The organism is Brevundimonas poindexterae (assembly GCF_020524625.1).
Taxonomy (GTDB): Bacteria; Pseudomonadota; Alphaproteobacteria; order Caulobacterales; family Caulobacteraceae; genus Brevundimonas; species Brevundimonas poindexterae_A.
This window is the reverse complement of record NZ_JAIVLL010000001.1, coordinates 777,430-803,224: the sequence shown is the minus strand read 5'-3', so window position 1 is coordinate 803,224 and position 25,795 is coordinate 777,430. Positions and strand designations below refer to the sequence as shown.

Annotated in this window: 23 protein-coding genes; 14 read left to right on the top strand and 9 right to left on the bottom strand. The window is 68.1% G+C overall.

Going from position 1 to position 25,795, the window contains the following annotated elements; genetic code table 11:
* Positions 1 to 21: 21 nt before the first annotated feature.
* A complete protein-coding gene (locus LC068_RS04250) occupies positions 22 to 387 on the top strand; it encodes a hypothetical protein (protein ID WP_226634793.1) in 366 nt (121 codons plus the stop codon).
* Positions 388 to 394: 7 nt separating this feature from the next.
* On the opposite strand, the gene LC068_RS04245 is transcribed toward LC068_RS04250, so the two are convergent.
* From LC068_RS04245 to LC068_RS04230, 4 genes are all read right to left on the bottom strand, one after another.
* Positions 395 to 3,832: an AAA family ATPase gene (locus LC068_RS04245; protein ID WP_226634792.1), complete on the bottom strand. Its 3,438-nt coding sequence runs from the start codon at positions 3,830 to 3,832 to the stop codon at positions 395 to 397.
* A gap of 10 nt (positions 3,833 to 3,842) precedes the next feature.
* Positions 3,843 to 4,448, bottom strand: a complete 606-nt coding sequence (locus LC068_RS04240; protein ID WP_226634791.1) for a DsbA family protein — start codon at positions 4,446 to 4,448, stop codon at positions 3,843 to 3,845.
* Between the two features lie 2 nt (positions 4,449 to 4,450).
* Entirely contained in the window at positions 4,451 to 5,101 is a 651-nt protein-coding gene (locus LC068_RS04235) for a DsbA family protein (protein WP_226634790.1), read from the bottom strand.
* A 108-nt stretch (positions 5,102 to 5,209) separates the two neighbouring features.
* Positions 5,210 to 5,773, bottom strand: coding sequence for a DUF721 domain-containing protein (locus LC068_RS04230; RefSeq protein ID WP_226634789.1), 564 nt, complete (start codon positions 5,771 to 5,773; stop codon positions 5,210 to 5,212).
* A gap of 47 nt (positions 5,774 to 5,820) precedes the next feature.
* Here LC068_RS04230 and LC068_RS04225 point away from each other — a divergent pair, with 47 nt between their 5' ends.
* Positions 5,821 to 6,864 (top strand): A/G-specific adenine glycosylase, encoded by a 1,044-nt coding sequence (locus tag LC068_RS04225; RefSeq protein ID WP_226634788.1) that lies wholly within the window; start codon positions 5,821 to 5,823, stop codon positions 6,862 to 6,864.
* Positions 6,865 to 6,868: 4 nt separating this feature from the next.
* Here the strand turns inward: LC068_RS04225 and LC068_RS04220 are convergent, their stop codons facing one another.
* Entirely contained in the window at positions 6,869 to 7,945 is a 1,077-nt protein-coding gene (locus LC068_RS04220; RefSeq protein ID WP_226634787.1) for a site-specific DNA-methyltransferase, read from the bottom strand.
* Positions 7,946 to 8,072: 127 nt separating this feature from the next.
* Here LC068_RS04220 and murC point away from each other — a divergent pair, with 127 nt between their 5' ends.
* From murC to lpxC, 9 genes are all read left to right on the top strand, one after another.
* Entirely contained in the window at positions 8,073 to 9,518 is a 1,446-nt protein-coding gene (murC, locus tag LC068_RS04215) for a UDP-N-acetylmuramate--L-alanine ligase (protein ID WP_226634785.1), read from the top strand.
* Positions 9,515 to 9,952: a GFA family protein gene (locus LC068_RS04210; protein WP_226634782.1), complete on the top strand. Its 438-nt coding sequence runs from the start codon at positions 9,515 to 9,517 to the stop codon at positions 9,950 to 9,952. The genes murC and LC068_RS04210 overlap by 4 nt, the downstream gene beginning before the upstream one ends.
* The gene (murB, locus tag LC068_RS04205) at positions 9,949 to 10,863 is read left to right on the top strand and encodes a UDP-N-acetylmuramate dehydrogenase (RefSeq protein ID WP_226634780.1); all 915 of its coding nucleotides are present in this window, start codon (positions 9,949 to 9,951) and stop codon (positions 10,861 to 10,863) included. The genes LC068_RS04210 and murB overlap by 4 nt, the downstream gene beginning before the upstream one ends.
* Before the next feature lie 15 nt (positions 10,864 to 10,878).
* Positions 10,879 to 11,820 (top strand): D-alanine--D-alanine ligase, encoded by a 942-nt coding sequence (locus tag LC068_RS04200; RefSeq protein ID WP_226634777.1) that lies wholly within the window; start codon positions 10,879 to 10,881, stop codon positions 11,818 to 11,820.
* Positions 11,808 to 12,734, top strand: a complete 927-nt coding sequence (locus LC068_RS04195; protein ID WP_226634775.1) for a cell division protein FtsQ/DivIB — start codon at positions 11,808 to 11,810, stop codon at positions 12,732 to 12,734. The genes LC068_RS04200 and LC068_RS04195 overlap by 13 nt, the downstream gene beginning before the upstream one ends.
* Entirely contained in the window at positions 12,734 to 14,059 is a 1,326-nt protein-coding gene (ftsA, locus tag LC068_RS04190; protein WP_226634773.1) for a cell division protein FtsA, read from the top strand. Before LC068_RS04195 ends, ftsA begins: the two co-directional genes overlap by 1 nt.
* Positions 14,060 to 14,267: 208 nt before the next feature.
* Positions 14,268 to 17,633 carry a TonB-dependent receptor domain-containing protein gene (locus LC068_RS04185; protein WP_226634771.1) on the top strand — a complete coding sequence of 1,122 codons (3,366 nt, stop codon included), beginning with the start codon at positions 14,268 to 14,270 and terminating at the stop codon, positions 17,631 to 17,633.
* 269 nt (positions 17,634 to 17,902) lie between these two features.
* Entirely contained in the window at positions 17,903 to 19,486 is a 1,584-nt protein-coding gene (gene ftsZ / locus LC068_RS04180; protein ID WP_226634769.1) for a cell division protein FtsZ, read from the top strand.
* A 144-nt stretch (positions 19,487 to 19,630) separates the two neighbouring features.
* The gene (gene lpxC, locus LC068_RS04175) at positions 19,631 to 20,530 is read left to right on the top strand and encodes a UDP-3-O-acyl-N-acetylglucosamine deacetylase (protein ID WP_226635456.1); all 900 of its coding nucleotides are present in this window, start codon (positions 19,631 to 19,633) and stop codon (positions 20,528 to 20,530) included.
* 4 nt (positions 20,531 to 20,534) lie between these two features.
* On the opposite strand, the gene pgeF is transcribed toward lpxC, so the two are convergent.
* The 3 genes from pgeF to lgt are packed head-to-tail and all read right to left on the bottom strand — an operon-like array spanning position 20,535 to position 23,283.
* Positions 20,535 to 21,314: a peptidoglycan editing factor PgeF gene (gene pgeF / locus LC068_RS04170; protein WP_226634767.1), complete on the bottom strand. Its 780-nt coding sequence runs from the start codon at positions 21,312 to 21,314 to the stop codon at positions 20,535 to 20,537.
* Positions 21,311 to 22,441: a class I SAM-dependent methyltransferase gene (locus tag LC068_RS04165; protein WP_226634765.1), complete on the bottom strand. Its 1,131-nt coding sequence runs from the start codon at positions 22,439 to 22,441 to the stop codon at positions 21,311 to 21,313. The genes pgeF and LC068_RS04165 overlap by 4 nt, the downstream gene beginning before the upstream one ends.
* Entirely contained in the window at positions 22,408 to 23,283 is an 876-nt protein-coding gene (lgt, locus tag LC068_RS04160; protein ID WP_226634763.1) for a prolipoprotein diacylglyceryl transferase, read from the bottom strand. Before lgt ends, LC068_RS04165 begins: the two co-directional genes overlap by 34 nt.
* Before the next feature lie 204 nt (positions 23,284 to 23,487).
* On the opposite strand from lgt, the gene LC068_RS04155 reads away from it, so the two are divergent.
* The 3 genes from LC068_RS04155 (at position 23,488) to LC068_RS04145 (ending at position 25,300) form a co-directional block, all read left to right on the top strand.
* Positions 23,488 to 23,790 carry an accessory factor UbiK family protein gene (locus LC068_RS04155; RefSeq protein WP_226634761.1) on the top strand — a complete coding sequence of 101 codons (303 nt, stop codon included), beginning with the start codon at positions 23,488 to 23,490 and terminating at the stop codon, positions 23,788 to 23,790.
* Positions 23,791 to 23,879: 89 nt separating this feature from the next.
* On the top strand, positions 23,880 to 24,383 hold the full coding sequence (locus tag LC068_RS04150) for a type III secretion system chaperone family protein (RefSeq protein ID WP_209116594.1): 504 nt from the start codon (positions 23,880 to 23,882) through the stop codon (positions 24,381 to 24,383).
* Positions 24,384 to 24,487: 104 nt separating this feature from the next.
* A complete protein-coding gene (locus tag LC068_RS04145) occupies positions 24,488 to 25,300 on the top strand; it encodes a pyrroline-5-carboxylate reductase family protein (RefSeq protein ID WP_226634760.1) in 813 nt (270 codons plus the stop codon).
* Here LC068_RS04145 and LC068_RS04140 read toward each other — a convergent pair.
* On the bottom strand, positions 25,289 to 25,777 hold the full coding sequence (locus LC068_RS04140) for a hypothetical protein (RefSeq protein ID WP_226634759.1): 489 nt from the start codon (positions 25,775 to 25,777) through the stop codon (positions 25,289 to 25,291). The genes LC068_RS04145 and LC068_RS04140 overlap by 12 nt on opposite strands.
* Between the last annotated feature and the right edge of the window lie 18 nt (positions 25,778 to 25,795).

Here is a 25,795-nt window from a genome sequence, read left to right as displayed (position 1 = left end):
GAACACTTGCGGAGCCTGACCATGACTCGCCTCTCACTCGTCGCCCTCATCTTTGCGTCTACAGTGATGATCTCGCCGTCCGCAAATGCGGCAGAGACGCAGGACCCGACGCCGCAGGAGGTCTACGACATCGACCGGGCCTGCGCGGCCGTCGTTACCATGATCGGGTTCCGAGCGCGACAAGGGGGCAACGCGGATGAGTCCCACATCGCGGACGTTGTGTTTCTGCAGGCCCCGGCAATACGGTCAGGTGCAGCTCTTGGTCGGCTCCCCGACCAGGTGAAGGAAGACATCATCGACGAGGCCATGAAGCTTGATCGTGTCTCCGACGCAGACCTGGCGGAGATCCGCACGATGTGCATGGAGCTACACGGCCGCCCGGGTTGATGCGGCGCTAGGCCACCAGCTTCTCGGCCTGTTTCAGGTCGACGCTGACCAGCTGCGACACACCGCGTTCGGGCATGGTGACGCCGTACAGGCGGTCCATGCGGCTCATGGTCACCGGATTGTGGGTGATGACGATGAAGCGGGTGTCGGTGCGATTGCGCATCTCGTTCAGCATGCGACAGAAGCGGTCGACATTGGCGTCGTCTAGCGGCGCGTCGACCTCGTCCAGCACGCAGACGGGGGCAGGGTTGGCGAGGAAGACGGCAAAGATCAGGGCCGCCGCCGTCAAGGCCTGCTCGCCGCCGGACATCAGGCTCATGACCGCCAGCCGTTTGCCGGGCGGGCAGGCGTAGATCTCGAGGCCGGCTTCCAGCGGATCGTCGCTCTCGACCAGCTTCAGCTCGGCCTGACCCCCGTCGAACAGGGCCTCGAACAGGGCCTTGAAGTTGTCATTGATGATGTCGAAGGCGGCCAGCAGGCGCTCGCGGCCCTCGGCGTTCAGCTCGTCGATACCGTCGCGCAGCCGGGCGATGGCGCCGGTCAGGTCGGCGCGCTCGGTGCGCATGGCGTCCAGGCGCTCGGTGTATTCGCCAGCCTCTTCCTCGGCGCGCAGGTTCACCGCGGCCAGATGCTCGCGCTCGCGCTCCAGACCGGCCAGCAGGCTCTCGGCCCCGGCCACATCGGCGGGGCGGGCGACGGCGTCCTCGGAAAGCTTGGCCTCGAGCGCCTCGGGCGTCATCTGGGCCGCTTCGCGCAGGCGGTTCACGGCGAGATCGAGGGCGTCTTCGGTGGCGCGGGCGCGCTCGACCAGACCGGCCCGGGCCTCGCGGGCCTGAGACGCTGCGGACTCCGCCGCCCGCGACGCCCGGTCGGCCTCGCCAGCGCGGGTTTCGGCTTCGGCCAGGGCGTCTGAGGCCGCCTTCTTGCGGGTTTCGGCGGCGGTCAGGGCATCGAGCAGGGTGTTGCGCCTGTCGACGAACTGATCGGGGGCCTGGGCGGCGGACGTGAGCTGATCGGCTGTGGTGGCCTGAGCGGCCTCGAGAGCGGCTACGCGGGCGCGGGCTTCCTTGCCCCGGGTGGACCAGGCGTCCCGCTCGCGGGTGAGGGTGTCCAGCTGGCGGGCACGACCCTCGACGGCGCGGGCCTCGGCGTCGCGATCCAGGCGGGCCTGGGCGGCAGCGGCGCGTGCGGCCTCGGCCGTCTGGCGGACTGTGGCAACGCCCGCCTCCAGTTCGGTCACAGAGGCGGCAGGCGCTTCGGTCTCGGCCAGGGCGTCGAGGGCCGCGCGGGCGGCGGCAAGGTCTTCGTCCAGCCGGGCGAGGGTTTCATCAAGCGACTGGGCACGGGCTTCCTGACGCGCCGCTTCGCGGGCCAGGGCCTCGACCCGGTCGCGAGCGGTGGTGACAGCGCGGTCGAGAGCGATGGGCGTCTGTCGGGCGGATTTGACGGCCTCATCGGCGGCGCGGAGGCGTTCGGTCAGATCCTTGAGCTCAGCCTGGGCGGCCTCAAGCGCCGGGCGGCCCTGATCGATCTCGGTCTCGACTTCCGACAGGCGGGTGCGCTGCTCCAGCCGGATGGCGGCGGGACGAGGGGCCTCGGCCCGCACGACCAGACCGTCCCAGCGAAAGAGGTCGCCGCGAGCGGTCACCAGCCGCGCGCCGACCGGCAGGTTGCGCGACAGGCGGCCGGCGTCCTTGTCCGACACCACGCCGCACCAGGCCAGACGGGCGGCCAGCAGGTCGGGGGCCGTCACGTGCGCCGACAGGGGTATGACGCCATCCGGCCATGTCGGCCCGGGGACGTCGGCACCGGCCCAGTGGGCGGTGGCGGCCGGGTCGAGGGCGGCATCCAGATCCTCGCCCAGCGCCGCCGCCAACGCCGCCTCATAGCCCCGGTCCGCCTGAACGGAATCGAGGGCCGGAGCGTGGTCCCGGCGGGCGCGGGCCAGCAGCTGGGCCAGACCCCGCGCTTCGGTCTGCAGGCGGCCGAGGCGGTCCTCCAGCGTGCGGGCGGTCGTGCGGGCCTCCTGTTCCGCGCGGGCCAGATCGCCCCGTTCGACCTCAGCCTGTTCGAGGGCCGCGCGGGCGGCTTCCAGATCGGCCTGGGCCTTCGTCAGGGCGGCGTCGACCTCGGCACGGGCGTCGGCATCGACCGAGCCGAGGGCCTCGCGTTCGGCGGCCGTCTGGCGGCGGGAGGCCTCCAGACGGTCGAGCCGGGACTGCGCGTCCTGCCGCCGGGCGGCCTCGGCGCGGGCGCGGGCCTGGATGGCGGCCAGTTCCGAGGTGAGGCGTTCGACCTCCGCTTCGGCCGTCCGGCGGGCGGCTTCGGCGTCCTCGAAGGCCTTGTCGAGTTCCGGGCCACGCGTGGGGGCTGCATCAATCTCTGCCGCAAGGGCTGTGACGGCATCAGACAGGCGCTTCAGCTCGGCGTCGGCATCGCCGGCCATTTCGGTCTCGCGAGCCAGATCGGCGGCGATCCGCTCGGCTTCGCGGGTCAGGCGGTCGACCTCGGCGCGGGCGGCCTGCTCGGCCATGTCGAGGCGGTCGCGTTCGAGGGTCGCCCGGTGCAGGACGGCGCCGGCGACGGCATCCTCCTCGCGTGCCGGCTTGAGCCCTTCCTGGGCCTTGAGTGACTCGGTGCGCGCCTGCGTCGCGGCCAGTTCGGTGCGGCCGACCTCGGCCTCGGCCTCGCGCAGGGCCGTGACCGCGTCGTCCCGGGCCGTGACCGCCTCCTTCCAGCGCGCCAGCAGCACGGCGGACTGCAGGGCCCGGATCTCGGCGGAGATCTTGCGGTACTTTTCGGCCTGACGGGCTTCGCGCTTCAGACGGGTGAGGGCGGTCTCCAGCTCCTTGCCGATATCGTCCAGCCGGTCGAGGTTGGTCTCGGCGGCCTTGAGGCGGAGCTCGGCCTCATGCCTCCGGGTGTGCAGACCCGACACGCCCCCGGCCTCCTCAAGGATGCGTCGGCGGTTCTGGGGCTTGGCGGCGATCAGTTCGCTGATCTGACCTTGGCGAACCAGGGCGGGCGAGTTGGCGCCGGTCGAGGCATCGGCGAACAGCAGCTGGACGTCGCGAGCCCGGACCTCCTTGCCGTTGATGCGATAGGTCGAGCCCTGACCCCGGTCGATGCGGCGCGAGACCTCGAGCACCGCCGAGTCCGTGAAGGGCTGGGGCGCACGCCGCTGGCTGTTGTCGATGCTGAGCGAAACCTCGGCATGGCTGCGCGGCGGCCGGTCGGCGGCACCGGCAAAGATGACGTCGTCCATGCCCTGGCCGCGCATGGCCTTGGCGGAGTTGGCGCCCATGACCCAGCGAAGGGATTCCAGCACGTTGGACTTGCCGCAGCCGTTGGGCCCGACGATGCCCGTCAGGCCCGGCGCAATATGCACTTCCGTCGGATCGACGAAGGATTTGAAGCCGACCAGTCTGAGCCGCTGGAAATGCATGGGTCCGGGGTCAGTGCCCCGCCAGCAGCGGGTCGATGACGGCGGCCAGACCTTCCAGCGAGGGATCCTCGACGCGAACCCCGTTGACGAAGAAGGTCGGCGTGCCGGTCACGCCAGCGGCCTCTGCGGCCTCGAGGTCGGCATTCAGGGCTGCCTCTGTGGCCGGGTCCTCGATGCAGGCAATGACCTCCTGTGGCGCGCGTCCTCCCTGGTCGATGGCGTTCAGGAACCAGCCGGCCGGCCAGCGCATCAGGCGGGCCGCGCCCTGCTGGGCAAACAGGGTTTCGATGACCGGAAAGGCCTGTTCCGAAGCGACGCAGCGCGACACCTTGGCCGCCACGAACGACGGCTCGGCCGGCGGTGTCGGCAGATCCCGATAGACCAGTCGCACCTTGCCGGTATCGACATAGGCCGCCTTGAACGCCGGCAGGACATCGGCGGCCCAGTGCGCACAGTGCGGGCAGGTGAAGGAGGCGTACTCGATCACCGTCACCGGCGCATCAGCCTGGCCCAGCACACGTTCGCCCGCCACGACCGGCGGGACGGGTGCCACCTGGGCGACCGCTGGCGCGGCCACCGCAACAAGGGCTGCGCCGATCAGGGCAACAAGGCGCATGGCTATTTGGCCAGCTCGGCGTCGACCGCGGCCGACAGGCCTTGCAGCGAACTGTCGGGCACGCGGGTGCCGTTGACGAAGAAGGTCGGGGTACCGGTCACGCCCTCGGCCCGGCCGGCCTGAATGCGCTCATCGAGAGCAGCGAGCGCGTCGGCGTCGGTGATGCAGGCGCGGTATTCGTCCTCGCTCAGGCCGACCGAGGTCGCGACGCGGCTGAGCGTGGCGGCGGGGGATATGCCCTGCTGCCACTCGCGCTGGCTGGCCATGATCTCTTCGATCACCTGGAAGTAGCGATCCTCGCCCGCGCAGCGGGCCAGCAGGAAGCCGGCGGCCGCGACTTCGGCTGGCGGGGTCGGGAATTCGCGGAAGACGAAACGCACCTTGTTGGTGTCGACGTATTTGGCCTTGAACTCGGGCCAGACGGTTTCCTGCCACTGGGCGCAGTGACCGCAGGTGACCGAGGCATATTCCACGACGGTGACCTCGGCGCCTTCCGGAGCGCCCTTGGCCATGTCGCCCTGGGCCGCCTGCCCGCCGCTGTCTCCGCCGCACGCTGCGAGCGCGCCCATGGCGGCAAGAGCGGCACCGGTCAGGGCGGCACGGCGGCTCATGGCGCCAAAGCGGAAACGGGCGGTGTTGCGGCCGGTGGACATGATCGATCCTCTTGACGGTCAGGGCGCACGCGGCGCGTCAGATAATACGAGTCCTTGGCTAGGACCCCGCCCAGCCTTTGTCGAGACGCCTTGCGGCAAAGTTTTGTCCTAGGGCCGGCCGTCGCGTCGGGTGAGCACGCTTCGCCCCAGACGTTCAAGCGCAGCCGCAAGGGGCGGCGGGGCCTTGGCGACCGAGTTCCGGAGCGCGGCCTCGTCGGCGGCGCCGAGCACGGGAGGGGGCGCGGCCTTCGGTGCGGGCGTGCGGGACGCGCGCGGTCCGATCGGGCCCTGTGCGATCCGAAGCCGGGCGACCGACCCCTGACCCAGGAACAGATTGACGCGCTCCAGAATGTCTTCCGACTGATGCTGGACCAGCAGGGCGGCCGGGCCGGCCACGCGCAGTTCCAGCGTCGCCCCGGCGGACTGGCCGTCCGGCCCCTTGCGCGGGCGGGTCAGTTTCTGCGGGCGGGTGACGGCGGCGAGGCGGTCGCCCACGATCTCGGTCCAGCGGGCCTCCAGCGCCTCGGCCCCCCGGCCATAGCGGTCGTCGAGCGTGCGGATCAGCTTTTCCAGCGCCCGCCCGACGCGGGGCGCGGAGCGGGGCAGGGGACGCGTCTTTCGCCGGGCCAGAATAGCGCGGGCCTCGTCTTCCGTCGGTAGAGGTCGTCTCATATGACCCTCTATACTCCTCTACGATCGGGGCTCCTATGCTGGAGAGCATGACCTCCGCCGATTCCAGACGACTGGCCTCGATCCGCAGCACGCTGGCCGGCTGGTATGCGACCGAGGCGCGGCGCCTGCCGTGGCGGATGCCGCCGGGCTCTGCCACGCGGGCGGATCCCTATCGGGTCTGGCTGTCGGAAGTGATGCTGCAACAGACCACCGTCCCGCACGCCACGCCCTATTTCGAGGCCTTCACGCAACGCTGGCCGACGGTCGAGGCGCTGGCGGGAGAGACCGACGAGGCGGTGATGGCCGCCTGGGCGGGGCTGGGATACTACGCCCGCGCCCGGAACCTGCTGGCCTGTGCGCGGGCTGTGGCGGAGCGGCACGGCGGGGTGTTCCCGGACACGGAAGAGGGCCTGCGCGCCCTGCCCGGCCTCGGCGCCTATACGGCGGCGGCGGTCGCGGCCATCGCCTTTGGCCGCAGGGCGGTCGTGGTCGACGGCAATGTCGAGCGGGTGATGGCGCGGCTGTTCACTGTAGAGACGCCGTTGCCGAAGGCGCGACCCGAACTGCGGGCCCTGGCCGACGCCCTGACGCCGGAGCCAACGGACTACGATCCCGGCGACTGGGCCCAGGCTCTGATGGATCTTGGGTCCCGTATCTGTCGGCCCCGCTCACCGCTGTGCGGGGAGTGCCCACTGTCCGGAGAGTGCGAGGCGCTGGCCAGCGGCACGCCCGAAGCCTGGCCGAAAAAGCTGGCGAAGACGAAGAAGCCCCGGCGGGAGGGCTTGGTCTGGGCGCTGTTCGACGGCGAGGGCCGGATCGGTCTGGTCAAGCGGCCGGAGAGGGGCTTGCTGGGCGGCATGCTGGCGCTTCCGACCGGGGGGTGGGACGGCGCCGAAAACGTCGCCCCGCCGGTCGAGGCAGACTGGCAGAACGTCGGCACCGTGCGCCACGTCTTCACTCATTTCGAGCTGGAGTTGACCGTGATGCGGGGCGAGGGCGCGGCCGACCTGATCTGGCGAGAGGCCGATCAGGCCGAGAACGTGCTGCCGACGGTATTCCGGAAGGCGTTGGTGCGCGCGCGGGCGGGCTGAGAGCCTACATCGCCGCGCGGATTTCGGCGCGCAGGGTGTCGATCGACTTGAAGCCCTGATCGGTCTTGAAGCGCCAGTAGGTCCAGCCGTTGCAGGCCGGGGCGTTCTCCATCAGGGCACCCAGCTTGTGGATCGAGCCGGTCAGGTCGCCGTGGATCAGGCTGCCGTCGGCGCGGACGCGGGCCTCGCGCGAACCGTCCGGCGCATAGAGGCGGTCGCCGGGGCGCAGCAGGCCGGCCTCGACCAGGGCGCCAAAGGGCACGCGCGGTTCGGACCGCTTGGAGCCCATGACGGCGAGGTCCTCGGGGTTGGCGGGCACGACGGCGGCGAGGCGCTGTTCGGCCAGGCGGATATAGGCGTCCTCGCGCTCGATGCCGATGTAGTGGCGGCCGAGACGCTTGGCGGCGGCGCCGGTGGTGCCGGTGCCGAAGAAGGGGTCCAGCACCACAGCACCGGGTTTGGTCGAAGCCAGCAGCACGCGGTGCAGCAGGGCCTCGGGTTTCTGGGTCGGATGCGCCTTCTTGCCATCGGCGTCCTTGAGACGCTCCTCGCCCGTGCACAGGGCGAAGGTCCAGTCAGACCGCATCTGGGTGTCTTCGTTGAAGGCCTTCAGGGCGTCGTAGTTGAAGGTGTAGCGCTTCTGGTCCTGGCTGCGGGCGGCCCAGATCAGGGTCTCGTGCGCATTGGTGAAGCGCGTGCCCTTGAAGTTCGGCATGGGGTTGGACTTGCGCCAGATGATGTCGTTCAGCACCCAGAAGCCGAGGTCCTGAATGGCGGTGCCGAGGCGGAAGACATTGTGATAGCTGCCGATCACCCAGATCGAGCCCTCGGGCTTCAGCACCCGGCGGCACTCGGCCATCCAGGCACGGGTGAAGGCGTCATAGGCGGCGAAGCTGTCGAACTTGTCCCAGTCGTCGTCCACCGCGTCGACGCGCGAATTGTCGGGACGCAGCAGATCGCCGCCCAGCTGTAGATTATAGGGTGGGTCCGCGAACACCAGATCGACCGAGGCGTCGGGCAGGGACTTGAGCACCTGGATGCAGTCGCCCCTCAGGATGACGTCGGTCTGGATGTCGGACATGAATGCGGCCCCGTTGATACAGGCGGCGATCCTGAGTCCGCAGGGTTAAGAGGCGGTTAGCCATGTCGGCGAAATCGGACAGGGGCGCGTCTGGTGCAATCCCGACAAAGTCCGCTATGACGCCCCGATGATCGCACGTCTTCGTCCAGTTCCCTTCCCGATCGGGCCCGTCCACTTCGTCGGCATCGGCGGCATCGGCATGAGCGGCATCGCCGAGATCATGCTCAAGATCGGCTATCAGGTGCAGGGCTCGGACGCGAAGGCCGGGGCCAATACCGAGCGGCTGGAACAGCTGGGCGCGAAGATCTTCATCGGCCACGACGCCGCCCATGTGGGCGAGGAGGTCGCGGCGGTCGTCTATTCGACAGCGGTCAAGGCGGACAATCCCGAGATGATGGTGGCGCGCAGCCGCCGCATCCCGCTGGTCCGGCGGGCCGAGATGCTGGCCGAGCTGATGCGGCTACAGTTCTCGGTGGCGGTAGGGGGCACCCACGGCAAGACCACCACGACGTCGATGATCGCGGCTCTGCTGGATGCGGGCGGGACCGATCCGACGATCGTCAACGGCGGGATCATCAATGCCTATGGCACCAACGCCAAGGTCGGCGACGGCGACTGGATCGTGGTCGAGGCCGACGAGAGCGACGGCAGCTTCCTGAGGCTCAAGTCTACGGTCGCGGTGGTGACCAATATCGATCCCGAGCATCTGGATCACTACGGCGACTTTGACGGGGTGCGGAAGGCATTCTGCGACTTTGTCGAGAACATCCCCTTCTACGGCTTTGCCGCCGTCTGCCTGGACCACCCGGAGGTGCAGCGGCTGGTGGCCACTATCGATAACCGGCGGCTGGTCACCTATGGCACCAATCCACAGGCCATGGTGCGGGCCGTGAACTGCGACATGGGCCCTGACGGAACGCGCTTCGACGTGGCCTTCCAGAAGCAGGGGCTGGATGCCCTGGACGAGCCTGAGGTTCTGGAGGGGCTGCACCTGCCGATGGCGGGCTCGCACAATGTGTCGAACGCCCTGGCTGCTATCGCCGTGGCGCGCGAACTGGGCGTGTCGGATGCGGCGATCCGCGAGGGGCTGGCCGGCTTCGGCGGGGTCAAGCGCCGCTTCACCACCACGGGCGTGGTCGAGGGCGTCCGGATCGTCGATGACTATGGCCATCATCCGGTGGAAATCGCCGCCGTGCTCAGGGCCGCCCGTCAGGTCGTGCACAAGACCGAGGGCAGCGGCCGGGTCATCGCCGTGGTGCAGCCGCATCGCTACACCCGCCTGCGCGACCTGATGAACGACTTCTCGACCTGTTTCGCGGATGCGGACTCGGTGCTGGTCGCCGACGTCTATGCGGCCGGGGAGCAACCGATCGAGGGGGTCGACAAGGACGCCCTGGTCGAGGGCATCCGCCGGTTCGGTCATCGCTCGGTGCGCCCACTGGAGAGCGCCGCCGCCCTGCCGCGCCTGATCCGCGACGAGGCGAAGCCCGGCGATCTGGTCGTCCTGCTGGGGGCAGGGGACATCACGGCCTGGGCCTATGCCCTGCCGGGGCAGCTGGAGGCGCTGGGATGACGGTCACGGGCGGATGCCAGTGCGGGCGAGTGCGGTACGCCCTGTCCGCGGAGCCGAAGGGCACGCATTTCTGTCACTGCCGGATGTGCCAACGCGCTGCGGGCAATGTCTTTGCCGGGCTAACCGGTGTGAAGAAGGACGAACTGACCTGGACGAAGGGCGAACCGGCCTTCTACCGCAGCTCGAATGTGGCGCAGCGCGGCTTTTGCCGGGACTGCGGGACCCCGCTCTATTTCGGCTACGACAAAGGCAACTGGAACTGCGTGACGATCGGGTCTCTGGATCACCCCGAGGAGGTCGCGCTGGAAACCCATTATGGGGTGGAGTCGAAACTGCCCTGGCTGGAGCTGTGTGACGGCATGCCGGAACACGAGAGCGACGACACCGACCCCCGGGCCATCGGCATGGTCTCGAACCAGTCGGAGGGCGCATGAGCGACTGGCGTGAGGCCCTGCCCGAGGTCCGGGGCAAGCTGCTGCGGGATGAGCCGCTGGGGCCGTACACCTGGTTTCGGGTGGGCGGAGCGGCGGATGCGCTGTTCATTCCGGCGGATGCAGATGATCTGGCTGACTTCCTGAAGGCGCTGGACGGCTCGGTGCCGGTCACGGTGCTGGGTGTGGGGTCGAACGTCATCGTGCGCGACGGCGGGGTCGAGGGCGTGGTGATCCGCCTGGCCGGGCGGCCCTGGGCACAGATCACGACCGAGGGCGACACGATCACCGCAGGCGCGGGCGCGCTGGACTCCATGGTGGCGCGGGCCTCGGCCAAGGCGGGTCTGGCCGGACTGGAGTTCTATGCCGGCATTCCGGGCACAATCGGCGGCGCCCTGACCATGAACGCCGGGTGCTACGGCTCGGAGACCAAGGATGTGCTGGTCTCGGCGCGGGGCGTGACCCGGACGGGCGAGCGCGTCGAGTATGCGCTGGCCGACTTCGGCTACACCTATCGGCACTCGGAGGCGCCGGCCGATATCCTCTGGCTGGAGGCCACCTATCGCGGCTCGCCCGACGACCCCGAGGCCGTTCAGGCCCGGATCGACGAGATCACCAGCCGCCGGGAACAGACCCAGCCGATCCGCGAGAAGACCGGCGGCTCGACCTTCAAGAATCCGCCCGGCCACTCCAGCTGGAAACTTGTGGATGAAGCGGGCTGGCGCGGCAAACTTTTCTCGGTCACCGGTGGCGGGGCCAAGTTCAGCGAATTGCACAGCAATTTCATGATCAACCCGGGTGAGGCGACGTCTGCCGACATCGAGGGGCTGGGCGAGGCGGTGCGCGCCGACGTTCAAAGTAAACTCGGCGTAAACCTCGATTGGGAGATCAGGAGGATCGGCCGCCCCCTCTGAGTTTCGTTCCGCACCATGAAGCGCTCCCTGAAAGACCTGCATGTCGCCGTCCTGATGGGAGGGCTATCGGCGGAGCGCGAGGTGTCGCTGAACTCGGGCAAGGGCTGTGCGGATGCGCTGGAGGGCCAGGTCGGCCGCGTCAGCCGCATCGATGCCGGTCGGGATCTGGCGAATGTGCTGGGCGGTCTGGTGCGCCCCGATGTGGTGCTGAACTGCCTGCACGGCGCCTGGGGCGAGGACGGCTGCGTCCAGGGCGTGCTGGAGACGCTGGGCATTCCCTACACGCATTCCGGCGTGCTGGCCTCGGCGCTGGCGATGGACAAGGCGAAATCCAAGGCGGTGCTGGCGGCGGCCGGCATACCGGTGCCAGGCGGGGGCCTGTTCGACCGGCATGAGGTCGCGCGTGATCACGTGATCGCGCCGCCCTATGTGATCAAGCCGAATGCCGAAGGCTCGTCGGTCGGCGTGTTTCTGGTGACCGAAGGATCGAACCGCCCGCCCCAGGAGGTCGGGGCCGACGACTGGACCTATGGCGAGCAGGTGATGGTCGAGCCCTTCATCGCCGGTCGCGAACTGGCGGTGGCGGTGCTGGGCGAGGCGGACGGCCCGCGGGCGCTGACGGTGACCGACATCACCCCAACCAAGGGCTTCTATGACTATGAGGCCAAATATGCGCCGGGCGGCTCGGTCCACGAGCTGCCGGCGCGACTGAAATCCGATGTGTTCGAGATGGCCCTGCGGCTGTCGGAGCGGGCCCATACGGCGCTGGGCTGCCGCGGCGTGTCGCGATCCGATTTTCGTTATGACGATATTAAGGACGTTCTCGTTCTTCTGGAGGTCAACACCCAGCCGGGCATGACCTCGACCTCGCTCGTTCCGGAGCAGGCCGCCCATGTCGGCATCGGGTATCCGGAATTGGTCAGGTGGATGGTGGAGGACGCGTCATGCCCGCGGTAGTTCGCGGCGGTCGGCGCCAGCAAGGCAGAGGCACGTCCCGGGGGCGTCAGGCCCCGTCGTCACGCGGTCGCGGAGGGCGCGGCAAGGCGCAGCCCAACGGCCTGCCGGCCAAGATGGCGGCTATCGGCCGGCTGGACCTGTCGGCGCGCGCCGTGGGGATTTCGCTGCTGGTCGGCGTGCTGTTCATCGGTGGGCTGATGGCGACCGGCGCAAGGGCCGAACGCGTGGGCCAGTCCATGTCCCATGGCATTGACGGCATGGTCGCCGGCATGGGCTTTCGCCTGTCGCGCGTGCATGTGACCGGGGCCTCGGCCGAGGCCACGCCCGCGATCCAGGCGGCCCTGGACGTGCAGCGCGGGCAGGCCATGAGCTCGCTGGATCTCGACGCCCTGCTGGAACAGGTCCGGGCCGTCAGCTGGGTCAAGGACGCGCGCGTGGTGCGCCTGCTGCCCGGCACTCTGCTGGTCGAGGTGGTCGAGCACGACCGCATGGCCATCTGGCAGGCGAACGGCCAGATTTCCGTGATCGACGGCGAGGGTCAGGTGATCCGGGGCGCGGATCCACGTCAGTACCTGCATCTGCCGCTGGTGGTGGGGGCAGGGGCCGAGGCGGCCGCCGCCGAGATCCTGCCGCTGATCGAGGCGCGCCCGCGCCTGCGAGACCGCACCGAGGCCCTGGTCCGGGTCGACGAGCGGCGCTGGGATATACGCCTCAAGGACGGAGGCCTGATCCGCCTGCCGGCCGAGGACGTCGAGGGCGCCCTGATCCAGCTGGATGCGCTGGACCAGCGGCATCATCTGTTCGAGCGCGGATTCGAGTTGGTGGATCTGAAGGTGCCGGGCACCCTGGGGCTGCGGCCTGCGGCGCTCGCGGGCGACCTGGCCGATGCGACCTACGCCGCAGGAGGTCTGTGATGGCGGGACGTCGTCCGGAACTCAGCCTTGACGGAGCCGTGGGCAGCAGCCGTGCGCCGCTGGTCGCCGCGCTGGATATCGGCCATTCGAAGATGGCCTGCTTCATCATGAAGGCTGACGGGGTGCGCCATGCGGACCGTACCGTGCGCGTCGCCGGTGTGGGCCATGTCCAGTCGCGTGGCGTCCAGCAGGGCATGATCGTCGACATGGAGGGCGCCGCCCAGGCCATCGGCCATGTGGTCGAGCGCGCCGAGCGGGCTGCGGGCGTCCCCGTGACCGGCGTTATGGTCAGCACCTCGGCCGGTCGCATGCAGAGCCACCGGGTACGCTCGCGTGTCTCGCTGGGGGCCAATCCGGTGAGCGATGCCGATCTGGCCAGGGCCATCGGCCTGGCGCTGGACAAGATACGCCTGCCGGACCGTCGCCCCATCCACGTGCTGCCGGTTGCCTGGTCGGTCGATGATGCCAGGGGCGTGCGCGACCCGCGCGCCATGCGGGGCAACAGCCTCGAGCTGGACCTGCTGGTGGTGTCGATGGCCGAGACGGCCTTCCTGTCGCTCAGCCACTGTCTGGAGTTGGCCCACCTGGACCTGCAGGGTGTGGTCGCAGCGCCGGTGACCTCAGCGCTGGCCGCCCTCGAAGATGATGAGATGGATCTGGGCGCCCTGTGCATCGACATGGGGGGCGGCACGACCACGGCGACCGTGTGGTCCGGCCGTAGTCTCCTGCATGTCGAGAGCCTGAATGTCGGGGGCGACCATGTGACCAGCGACATCGCCCGCGGCCTGTCGACCTCACGCGTCGGAGCCGAGCGGCTCAAGACTCTGCATGGCTCGGCCATGGCCTCGGCCAATGAGGACCGGGAGCTTCTCGAGGCTCCCCCGCGCGGCGAGGACCCGTCTGCGGGGGCCGTGGTTGTCCCGCGCGCCATGCTGAAGAGCGTCATTGCCCCTCGCGTCGAGGAGACGCTGGAGATCCTGCGCGACCGGATCCGCAGTGGTGGAATCGCGCTGGGGCCCGGCACCAGCGTGGTGCTGACCGGCGGGGCCAGTCAGCTGAACGGCGTTCGGGAGCTGGCCGTGCGCGTGTTCGACCGTCCGGTGCGCCTGGGCCGACCCCAGCGGGCGCCCCACCTGGCCGATGCGGCTTCCGGACCGGCCTTCTGTGCCGCTGCCGGCAGTCTGCTGAAGGCGGCCTATGGCCCGCGGGAATCGGTCTCGGCCCGCCGGCTCATGACCCGCCAGATTTCTGCCGCTGATGCGCCGGGGCTGGGCGAGGGCGGTGTGATCGCCCGCGCCGCCGACTGGCTGCGCCGTAACCTCTGAATTCCCGCCAATAACGGCCGTCCGAAACATTTCGCCCGCATGGCGAGACTGTGTCCGGATTGTAACATACCCCGCCTTGAATGGTCACAGTCGAGCCACAATGCCTTGTGGCGCGCCACATTGCTGCTAGCGTGAAATCCGGAAGCGTAGGCTACGACCCGTGGCCTCCGTCACGTACTGTCAAATCTCACGGTTGGGGCAACAAAACATGCTGTTGAAGCGCAAGTATCTCTTTGGAACGACCATCCTGGCGGGTGTCATGATGGCGTCGGCTCCGGCTCTGGCCCAGGATGCCAATTCGAACCAGGACCCGCAGGAAGCGGTCCAGGTTGAGGAAATCGTCGTTACCGGTTCGCGCATCCGTCGCGACCCGACCAACGCTCCGACCCCGCTGATCCAGGTTGAGCGCGAAGCGCTGCTGACCACCGGTCAGTCGACGGTCATCGACTATCTGGCCACCATCCCGGCCCTGTCGAACTCGCTGGTTCCGTCGGACACCACGGGCTCGGGCCTGAACGACGGTGGTCTGGACTTCGCGAACCTGCGTTCGCTGGGCACCGGCCGTACGCTGACCCTGGTTGACGGTCGCCGCCACGTCGGTTCGAGCGCCGGTACGCTCTCGGTTGACGTTTCGACCATCCCGCGTCTGCTGATCGAGAACATCGAAATCATCACCGGTGGTGCCTCGTCGATCTACGGCGCCGACGCCGTGGCCGGTGTGCTGAACTTCATCCTGCGTGATGACTTCGAAGGTGTCGAGTTCGACGCCAACTACGGCATGATCAACCAGGACGGCCAGGCTGCCGGTCGCGCGTCGCTGCTGGTCGGTGCCAACCTGCTCGACGACCGCCTGAACGTCTATGCGTTCGGCGAGTACGAGCAGCAGGACATGGTGACGTCCTTCGATGTGGACTGGCTCAACGATGATCCGCGCTTCATCGGTCTCGATGCTGATCCGACCGCCACTCCGGCGGATGGCGATCTGGACAACGCCATCTTCTACAACCTGAACCGGATGGATCGCCCGCGTTGGGGTCAGGTGACCCTGGCCAACGGTCAGGCCGCCAGCCCGCTGAACGATCCGGATATCCCCTACTTCACCTGCGCCAGCGCTGCCGGCGTGTTTAACTACAGCTCGAGCTGCTACGCGGTGAACCCGGGCTATACCTTCTGGTTCGACCCGGGTCAGGGCACGGCGCGCCTGGCCGACTTCGGTACGCGCGTGGGCAACACCGGCGCCAACCGTCCGTACAACTACGGCGGAGATGGCGTCAGCGCGGCGGACTTCGGTACCACCTCGCGCTTCCCGGAAATCGAGTCGCAGCGCTTCCAGGCCGGCTTTACCTTCAGCGTCCTGCCGAACGTGAACCTGTCGGGTGAGTACAAGTTCGTGACCGAAGATGTGTACGACATCTCGCAGCCGACCTTCTTCAACATCTACCTGGACGACACCAGCTACAGCTCGACGAGCACGCCGGTGATCTACGGGGTGCAGTCCTATGACCTGCGCTGGTCGGACAACGCCTTCCTTCCGCAGAACGTGAAGGACGCGATCGCGACCAACATGCTCAACCGCTATGGCCCGCCGACCCAGACCCAGCCCGGTCAGTTCCTGGGCCAGGTGCTGGTGCAGCAAGCCCAGTACATCTCGTTCGGCCCGGACCGCTCGCAGGACAACAACCGCGAGGTTGAGCGTTATGTGGTCGGCCTGGACGGTGACTTCGACAACCTGCTGTTCTTCCGCAATGTGTCGTGGGATGTCGGCTACACCCGTGGCGAGATGAACAACGTCAACGCTGAGCGTGGCATCGACTCGCAACGGTTTGCCCTGGCGTCGGACGCTGTCGTGGACGCCGCGGGTATCCTGGGAACTCCGGGCGCCATTGTCTGTCGCTCGACCCTGCTTGACGCCCAGGGGATCCTCAGCGCGGACCGTGTCCGCGGGGGCGCCCTGCAAGCGACGACATATGGTCAGGACTCGATCGACCAGTGCGAGCCGCTGAACATCTTCGGCGCCGACAACCAGTCGGATGAGGCTCTCGCCTATATCGACGCCACCATCCGTGTCCGCGAGCAGAACATCTCGGAGCAGACCCTGGTCAACGTGGCCGGTCAGCTGTGGGACTTCTGGGGTGCCGGCCCGCTGGGCGTTGCCGTCGGTTACGAGCACCGCCGCGAGTACACCGAAGGTGTGGGCCGCAGCGCCGACACCAACGGTCGTCTGCTGTTCATGAATACGGGTCCGGACTTCCTGGGCGCCGAATATGAGAGCGACGAGTTCTACGGTGAAATCGCCATCCCGCTGTTCCGTGACAGCTTCCTGGGCGACTATGCCGAGTTCAGCGCCTCCTACCGTGAGTTTGACTACACCACGGCCGGCCAAGGTGACGTCTATGGTCTGAACCTGGTCTATCGTCCGATCCCGGACATCGCCTTCCGGACCAGCCTGAACACCTCGGTGCGGGTGCCGAACCTGGCGGAGAACTTCCGTCCGGCCACCCAGACCTTCTACAACGGTGTTGTTGACCCCTGCGCCACGGCGTCGATCACCAACCCGTCGCTCAGCGCTGAAATCCGGGCCAACCGGATCCAGAACTGTGAGGCGCTGGCCCAGGCTGACGGCTTCGCCCCCGGCTTCTTCGACTTCGCCGGTGCGACCGCGACCAACACGGACGACTACATCCCGAACTACACCTCGGGCGTGGCCGGCGTGAACGCGGGTAACCCGTTCCTGGAGCCTGAAGAGTCGGAATCGTTCACCTTCTCGGTGATCCTGAAGCCCCGCATGTTCCCGAACCTCTCGGTCGTCCTGGACTACTACGACATCCGCGTGGACAACGTGATCTCGGCCGTGTCGGCCCGTGTTGCCTCGGAAAACTGCGTGAACGGTGCGACGCTCGACGTCGCCGCCTGTAACACCATCTTCCGTAACAACCCGGCCACCGCTGGTTATCTGACCTCGACCGACCCGGTCGTCCGGTCTTCGGGCTTCCGTATCGGTGCCCCGACCGGTGACCCGATCGGCGGCTTCATCCAGGGCTCGATCAACTACGCGGGTCTGGAAACCGAAGGTCTGGACTTCAGCGTCAACTACAGCCTCGACACCTATGACCTGATCGGTCGCGACATGGGTCGGTTCTCCTACAGCCTGAACGGTCTGTGGCTGATCAGCCAGGAGTCCTACACGAACACCTCGGATCCGACGGATGCGAGTGGTTCGGCGGGCAACCTCTTCTACCCGCGTGTCCGGTTCAACTCGTCGCTGACCTATGCGCCGAACGACATCTGGAGCGTCAACTGGACGGCCGACTGGCAAACGTCGCAGCAGATCTTCAGTCCGTTCTCGATCATGTCGAACATCGACAACGTTCCCTCGGATGCCCTGAAGACCGGCGCCTTTACCCGCCACGACTTCACCTTCCGCTGGAATGTGCGTGACGACCTGTCGCTGCGCGCCGGTGTGGTCAACGCCTTCGACAATGAGCAGAACCCCTATCTGCAGGGCACGCTCTACAACAACTTCGATGCTTGGGGCCGTCGCTTCTTCATCGGTCTGAACTTCCGTCCCTGGTAAGGTTCTGCCTCACCGGAACGGGAAAGGGCGGCTCGCAAGAGCCGCCCTTTTTCTTTGCCTGACCCATTGCCGTGCCGACCTCTGGCAGCCGACGAATTATGTGCGTGCGGGGAGCATTGCCCCCTCTGGCTCGTTCCCCGACTCAGTCTATGCGGTAACCACCTGTTAAGGCTTACGGGTGTTCTATTAACCCGCTCATAACCAATGCGATTCGGGGGGATTGGCGTTCGGTTGGACGGAGCGGGCTCGGATTTGAGGTCGGAAAACACATGTCGCTGTCGCTGGTGCGCCCTGAAGCTACGGAATTGAAGCCGCGGATCGTCGTGTTCGGCGTAGGCGGTGCGGGCGGCAATGCCGTCAACAACATGATCGATGCGGGCCTTGAGGGCGTCGACTTTGTCGTCGCCAATACTGACGCCCAGCACCTCAGCTTCGCCAAGACCGACCGGCGTATCCAGCTGGGCGAAACGATCACCCAGGGCCTGGGCGCGGGCGCTCACCCCGAGGTCGGCATGAACGCCGCCGAGGAATCGGCTGACGAGATCGCCACCCATCTGGAAGGCGCCCATATGGTCTTCATCACCGCCGGTATGGGCGGTGGAACGGGGACCGGCGCCGCGCCCGTGATCGCGAAATGCGCGCGCGACCGCAACATCCTGACCGTCGGCGTCGTGACCAAGCCCTTCACCTTCGAAGGTCGTCACCGCATGCGGCTGGCCGAGGCCGGCATTGCCGAGCTGCAGCGCTATGTCGACACCCTGATTGTCATTCCGAACCAGAACCTGTTCCGGGTCGCCAACGAGCGGACCACCTTCTCGGACGCCTTCGGCATGGCCGACCAGGTCCTGCACTCGGGCGTGCGCTCGATCACCGACCTGATGATCCTGCCGGGCCTGATCAACCTCGACTTTGCCGACGTCCGCGCCGTGATGAGCGAAATGGGCAAGGCCATGATGGGCACGGGCGAGGCCGAGGGCGACGACCGCGCCCTGATGGCGGCCCAGAACGCCATCGCCAATCCGCTGCTGGACGAGACCAGCCTGAAGGGCGCCAAGGCCGTGCTGGTGAACATCACCGGCGGCATGGACATGACCCTGCTGGAAGTCGACGAGGCCGCCAACGCCATCTCGGCCGAGGTCGACCCCGACGCCAACATCATCTTCGGTGCGGCCTTTGATCCGGCCTTGGACGGCAAGATCCGCGTCTCGGTCGTGGCCACCGGCATGGACGAGGGCGTGGTCGCCCAGACTCCGCCGTCCACCCTGTCGCGACCCACGCCGACCACCCGTCCGGCGCCGACGCCGACCATGGCCGATCGCGAGCCGCGCCGCACCGCCGAGCCGATCATCCGTTCGGCCGAGCCCGCGCCGGTTACCCCGACCTTCGAACAGGCCCGCGCCCCCGAGCCGCGCATTGAGCCGCGCCCCGCGCCGGCCGCTGCTCCCGCCGAGCCGGTCATCAAGGCCGCCGAGCCGCGCACGCTCGACCCGATCGTCGATCCCTGGGTCGAGGAATACGAAGCCGATCTGAACCCGCGGGCCACCACCCGTCCGGTCCAGGGTGACCTCTATATGGAGCCGACGCCGCAACGCGCCGAGCGCCAGCCGGAACCCGCCCCCGAGCCCGAGTGGGACGATCGCGACCATCACCGCAAGTCTGGCTGGAGCCTGTTCGGTCGCAAGCGCGCCCAGCCGGAACCCGCCCCCTATGCGCCGGAAGCCCGGTCGGAGACACGCCACGAGCCCCGCTCGATGCGTCTGTCGGGAAACTCGGCCCTCAAGACCCCGGAGCCTGAACCCTCCGAGGAGGATGAGTTGGAAATCCCCTCGTTTCTGAGGCGTCTGGCCAACTGAGGGCGACCGGCGACCGTCCGTGCTGCGGACGTTCGTAACCGGGGCGAAACAATCCGAAACCTGACTTTGGTTTTCGTCTCGTCAACCACGGCATAGAGGTTCGGTCGGGCAATTCCGCCCGGCCTCTGTGTGGACGGTTTCGTGATCCCGGTTTCTGCCGATCATCTCGAACAGACCCTGCGCGCCCCGGCGATCATCGCCGGCGTCGGTGTGCACACGGGCCAGCGCGTGCGTCTGGCCGTGCGCCCGGCCTCCACGGGCACGGGCATCGTCTTCGTCCGCACCGATGTGACTGATCGCGACAACCGCATCCCAGTGTCGGGGCAGGCCGTGGTCGAGGCGCGCCTCAATACCATGATCGAGAATGGCGCAGGTGTGCGCCTGTCGACCATCGAGCATCTGATGGCCGCCTTCTGCGCGCTTGGCATTTCGAACGCCGTGGTCGAGGTGGATGGGCCTGAGCTGCCGATCCTCGACGGCTCGGCCCTGCCGTTCGTCCAGCTGCTGGACCGGGCGGGCTTCCGTAACCAGGCCGCGCCGCTGCGCTACATCGAAATCCTGAAGCCGATCGAGGTGACGGAGGGCGACAAGCACGCCCGCCTGCTGCCCTGCGACCGCTATGAAATGCGCTTCGAGATCGATTTCGACACACCGGTGATCGGCAATCAGGTCGTCGATTTCGTCGTCGACGAGGCCACCTTCCGCAGTGACATCATGGCGGCCCGCACCTTCGGCTTCGCCCATGAGGTCGACGCCCTGCGCCGCGCAGGTCTGGCCCGCGGTGGCAGCCTTGAGAACGCTGTGGTGATCGACGGCGACCAGATCCTGAACACCGGCGGCCTGCGGATGGAGCGCGAGTTCGTCAAGCACAAGGCGCTGGACGCCATCGGCGACCTCTATGTGCTGGGCGGACCGCTGCTGGGCCGCTACGAAGGCTACAAGGCCGGCCACGCGGTCAACAACATGCTGGTCCGCGAACTGCTGGCCCGCCCCGATGCGTGGCGCGAAGTGACCCGCGTGCCCGACGTGGCGATGGCGGGCTAGGGCCTCAGGCCAGCGTAATCACGCTCATCATCCGGCCGAAATCGGGCTCGCCATTCAGATGCGCGCGGCGGTTGGAGTAGAAGCGGTCGGCATCGACGCGGGTATCGTGGCCAGTCCAGGCGATCTGGCCGACGCCCGCGCGCTCCAGCTTCCACATGACATAGCCCGGCAGGTCGAACTGACGCCGGTCGGGCTGTTTGCCCATGACGAAGAACTGGCCCGAACCGGGAGACTGGCCGAGGAACCGGTCCTCGAACGCCGCGTCGACCTCATAGGAGGCCTGGCCAATGGTGGGGCCCACGACGGCGATGGTCTGGTCGTGCTCGGCGCCGCACTCCTTCATCCGGCGAAGCGTGGCCTCAATGACGCCGCCGATCGCGCCTTTCCAGCCGGCGTGGACCGCTGCGACCAGACCGGCGCGGGGGTTGGCGATCAGGATAGGGGCACAGTCGGCGGTCAGCACGGCGCACAGGATGCCCTGCTCTTCGACGGCGATGACCGCATCGCCCTCCGGCCGCTCGTCGCCGAACGGCTGGTCCGTCATGTGCACGATGTCGGAGTGGATCTGGTAGCAGGCGGCGAAATCGCCGGGCGTGCCCCCCATGGCGGCGGCAACACGCGCGCGGTTTTCCCTTACAGCCTCGGGATCATCCTTCGACCCGACCCCGGTGTTCAGGCCCTTGTAGATCCCCGTCGAGACGCCGCCTTCGCGCGTGAAGAAGCCATGGCGGATGCCCGGGATATCCAGCAGGGGATGGGTGATCGGTGTCGGCAGGTCGGTCATGGGGCTACCTCAAAGGCGGGCAAGGTCAGGGTGTCGGGGCTATGGAGGGCCGCGACCTTGAACAGGTTACCCATCTGGTCGGGAGAGATCAGGCGCGCCACCTGACGGTCGAGAATGTCGGCTGAGTCCGGTTGGGCAGCCTTCAGCCGGTCAGCGCGGACCGTCAGGCCAAGCCGGGTCAGGAACTCGCCTTGGGTCAGCAGGGGAGCGACTGCGACACCCGCCAGACGGGCCTCCTCCAGCACGGCGGCAAAGTCGGCCCACTGGGTCAGGTCGGCCTGACCGGGTGTCGCGAGAGGATCGACCTTCCGGTGGCGGGACAGGGCCTGGAGGGTATCGCCCGGCCCGGGGGTATCGCGGCCATAGTCGATGAGCAGGGCGGCGCCGCCCTCGACCCGTATCAGGCCTGCCACGGCGCGGGCGAAGGCGGTCTGGATTTCGGACTGTTCGGCCACCTGTCCGGGCTGAACCGCATAGGGCGGCGGCACGAAGCCGGGCGCGACCGGCCCCAGACGGAATGCCAGATGTCCGTCCGCGTCCAGCCCGACCATGCGTTCGGCCCAGCCGTCCGGCGTGCGTTCGATCTGCCGGGCGGGCAGGCAATCCAGCACCTCATTGGCCACCAGCAGGACGGGGCCTTGGCCGTCGATCGCCGCCAGACTGTCGGCCCAGACCGGGGCGACGGGCGCGTCGGTCAGCCGCCCTGCCTGTAGGGCGCGCAGGGGGGCGCTCGGCTCGACCAGCGTCAGGCGGCAGGCCTCGATGAAGGCGGGCACGACCCGGGCGGCGCGCAGGATGTCGGCCATAAGGGTGCCGTCGCCGGGGCCGACCTCGACGAAGCGGAAGGCGCCTGGAGCGCCCATGCGGCTCCAGGTCTCGACCAGCCACAGGCCGATCAGCTCGCCGAACATCTGGCTGACCAGCGGGGCCGTCAGGAAGTCGCCGTCCGGCCCGATCGCCGGGCGGGTGGCGTAATAGCCGGCCCGCGGATCGTGCAGGCAGCGCGTGACATAGTCCGCGACGGACAGGGGGCCGGTCAGGGCGATCTCGCGCTCGAGCCGCGCCTTGAGGTCCGTCGCGGGTGCGTCCCCGCTCAGGAGGCCGGGCCGACCGGCGGACGGCTCCATGCACGCCAGATCAGCCAGGCGCCCAGCAGCATCATCGGGATTGACAGCAGCATGCCCATGGTGACGACGCCCTGCAGGGCGCCGGGCATGTGGGCATCGGGCTCGCGCACCGTTTCCAGCACGGCCCGGCTGAGGCCATAGCCCAGCAGGAACAGGCCGGTGACATAGCCGGGCTTGGCCAGCAGGCGGACCTTCCACACGGCGAAGGCGAGGATCAGGAACAGCAGAACACCCTCCAGCCCCGCTTCATAAAGCTGGCTGGGGTGGCGCGGCAGATCACCGGCCGGGCAGAAGCCATAGGTGTTGAAGATGCGCTCGTTGCAGAAGCGGATGGCCCACGGGACGTCCGTTGTGCGACCCCACAGCTCGCCGTTGATGAAGTTGGCCATGCGGCCGAAGAACAGGCCGATCGGCACCACGGGCGCCACCAGATCCCCCACGCTGAGCAGCCGTATCTTCTGATGCCGGGCGAACCAGATGATGGCGAGGGTGACCCCGATCAGGCCGCCATGGAACGACATGCCGCCGTCCCACATGCGGAACAGCTCCAGCTTCGACCATGCCTCGCCCGTGAACAGCTGGGCATACAGCGACGGCTTGTAGAAGAGGGCGTAGCCCAGTCGGCCGCCACCGATGACGCCAAGCGCGATCCACAGCACGAGGTCGTCCAGCTGGGTCTGGGTGACGGGCGACCGTCCCGGCAGCCAGAGCGAGGTGTTCCTGGCCAGCCGCGAGGCATACCACCAGCCGAGGCCAAGGCCCGCGATATAGGCCAGGGCGTACCAGCGCACCGGGAAGGGACCGATGCTGAACCAGACCGGATCGAATTCAGGGAACGTCACGGAGTATCCTTGGGTGATCGGGGTGGGCTTCGCTTTAGCAAGTCAGGTGCGGGGCGTCTTGCACGAATTGGCCCCCGGCGTGCGGTGCGTGACTGGCGCCGGGCAGGGCGATGCGCCACATGGACCCCGCGGCCGCAAGATTTCATTAACCCTCTGGAAACCGGCGCAGCCCAGCGTCAACCCAATCGATCAAGGCAGAAGACCATGCAGACCCGTAATCCGCTTCTCGATGAACTGGCCCGTCTGTCGACCGGCGCCATGGGACTGGCCCAGGCGGCCGGCGAGGAAGCGAAATCGGCCATGCGCGCCCAGACGGATCGTCTGGTTGCCGAGCTGGACCTCGTGCGCCGGGACGAGTTCGACGCCCTGAAGGCCGAAGTGGCCGCCCTGCGCGCCGAGCTGGCGTCGCTGAAGGGCACGGACGCGGAACCCGCGAAACGCACCCGCAACAAGCCTCAAAAGGGAACGTCCACAGGCGATCTTCCCCCCCGGGACGCAGCCGGTTGAGCCGAATCCGCGAACAGGCCTACCGTCTGTGTGTCGAGGGCGATTCCCGGGGTTTTCCCGCTAACCCTCTGAAGGACAGGACTCTCTGAATGGACATGGTCAGACCGGACGAGGTGGACACACCCTTCGATCCCCTCGATGTGGTCGAGCATGTTCTGACAGCGGAGAACCTGCCGTTCGACCGCACGGCGGACGGCGATCTGGCCTTCGCCCTGGCGGGCGACTGGAAAGACTACGAGCTGTGGTTCGCCTGGCGGCCGGAGGGCGACTGCCTGCAGCTGTGCTGCGCGCTGGACCTGCGCGTGAAGAAGACCCGCCGTCCGGCCCTGCATGAGCTGATCGGTCTGATCAACCAGCGCACCTGGCTGGGGCATTTCGAGCTGTGGAGCGAGGATCAGGAGATCGTGTTCCGCCACGCCCTGGCCCTGCCGCACGGGGAACGCCCGACCCTGGCGCAGGCGGCTTCCATGATCGATGCCGCGATCGATGCAGCCGATCGCTACTTTCCCGCGTTTGATTTCCTCGTGCGGGGAGGGCGCAAGCCCCAAGACGCCATCGACGCCTGTATGTTCCAGACCGTCGGCACGGCCTGAGGCGCCCCACCGGCCCGCGCCGGTTTGATGGCGCGCGCCTGCCCATGTTAGGCACTCCCCGGTTCTGATGGCCCGCGCGGGCCTTTGCCACCTGTGGAGACTGCATGACTGACGCCTTTACCCTGGACTGCGACATCGCCCTGATCGGATGCGGACGACTGGGCTCGGCCCTCGTCGAGGGCTGGCTGGCGACCCCGGGCTTCAAGGCGGATCGGCTGAAGATCATCGAACAGTATGAGACGCCGGCCACCGATCAGGCCAAGGCGGCGGGCGCGACCATCAATCCGTCTCCCGACCAGCTGAAGGACGTGGGCGTCTGGGTGCTGGCCATCAAGCCGGCGGTGTGGCGCGACGCGCTGGCCCCTCATGTGGATGTGATGGCCAGGGATGCCATACTGGCCTCGGTCATGGCCGGGGTGCGTCTGGATGATGTGCGCGAGGCTGCGGGCGGGCGGGGCGTTGCGCGCCTGATGCCGACGACAGCCGTGGCCCAGCGCCAGGGCGTGGCCGGCCTCTATTCACCGGATCAGAAGGCGCAGGACATGGCCACCGCCCTGTTCGAGGGCATGGCCGATGTGGTGCCGCTGGAGTCCGAGGACCTGCTGGATCCGGCGACGGGCGTGGCGGGCTCGGCCCCGGCCTTTGTCTATGCCTTCATCCAGGCGCTGGCGAAGGCAGGGGAGGCCGAAGGCCTGACGGCGGATGCTGCCGTGCGTCTGGCGCGCGGCGCGCTGCGCTCGGCCGCGGCCGGTGTCTCGGGCGGTCAGAGCCTTGAGGACGCCATCGGCCGCATCGCGTCGAAGGGCGGCACGACCCGCGCCGGTCTGGATGCGCTGGAGGCAGACGGCGGGGCCGAGCGCGCCGCGAAGGCGGCGGTGCGTGCGGCGGTCGACAAGGCCCGCGAACTATCCCGCTAGGCGGCCGGTCGCCAGCCGCCGGGCGAACCGGTCAAAGGCATGGCTGGCATCCTGCCAGGTGGTGAAACCGCGCACCTCGGCCAGACTGGACGAATACCAGCGATAACGGACCGGATAGCGGGTACCGTCGGCCAGCGTCACCTCGCCTTCGATGGTGGCGCCGCCGATGCTCTTGCTGCGGATACCGTCGAGGCCCGGTTGCGCCGCCATCTGGGCCTGGGTGGGCCGGTTCGGGCGGATGTCCACCAGGACCAGGGACACAGTGGCCCCGGCAAGGGCCTGTTCCCGGGCGAGGGCGCGTTCCACAGTCCGGGCCAGCTGATCCGCTTGCTGCGTCAAATCGCGCTCCCCGATCTCGTCGGCCTTTTCCATCAAGTCGCTACCGAGCGTGACGGTCACTTCGGGGCTTTGGGCGAGGGCGGCGCCGGCGACGGCCGTGACGGCGGCGAGGGGGGCAAAGAAGGCAAAGGGGCGCATGGCGATCTCCTGTCAGAC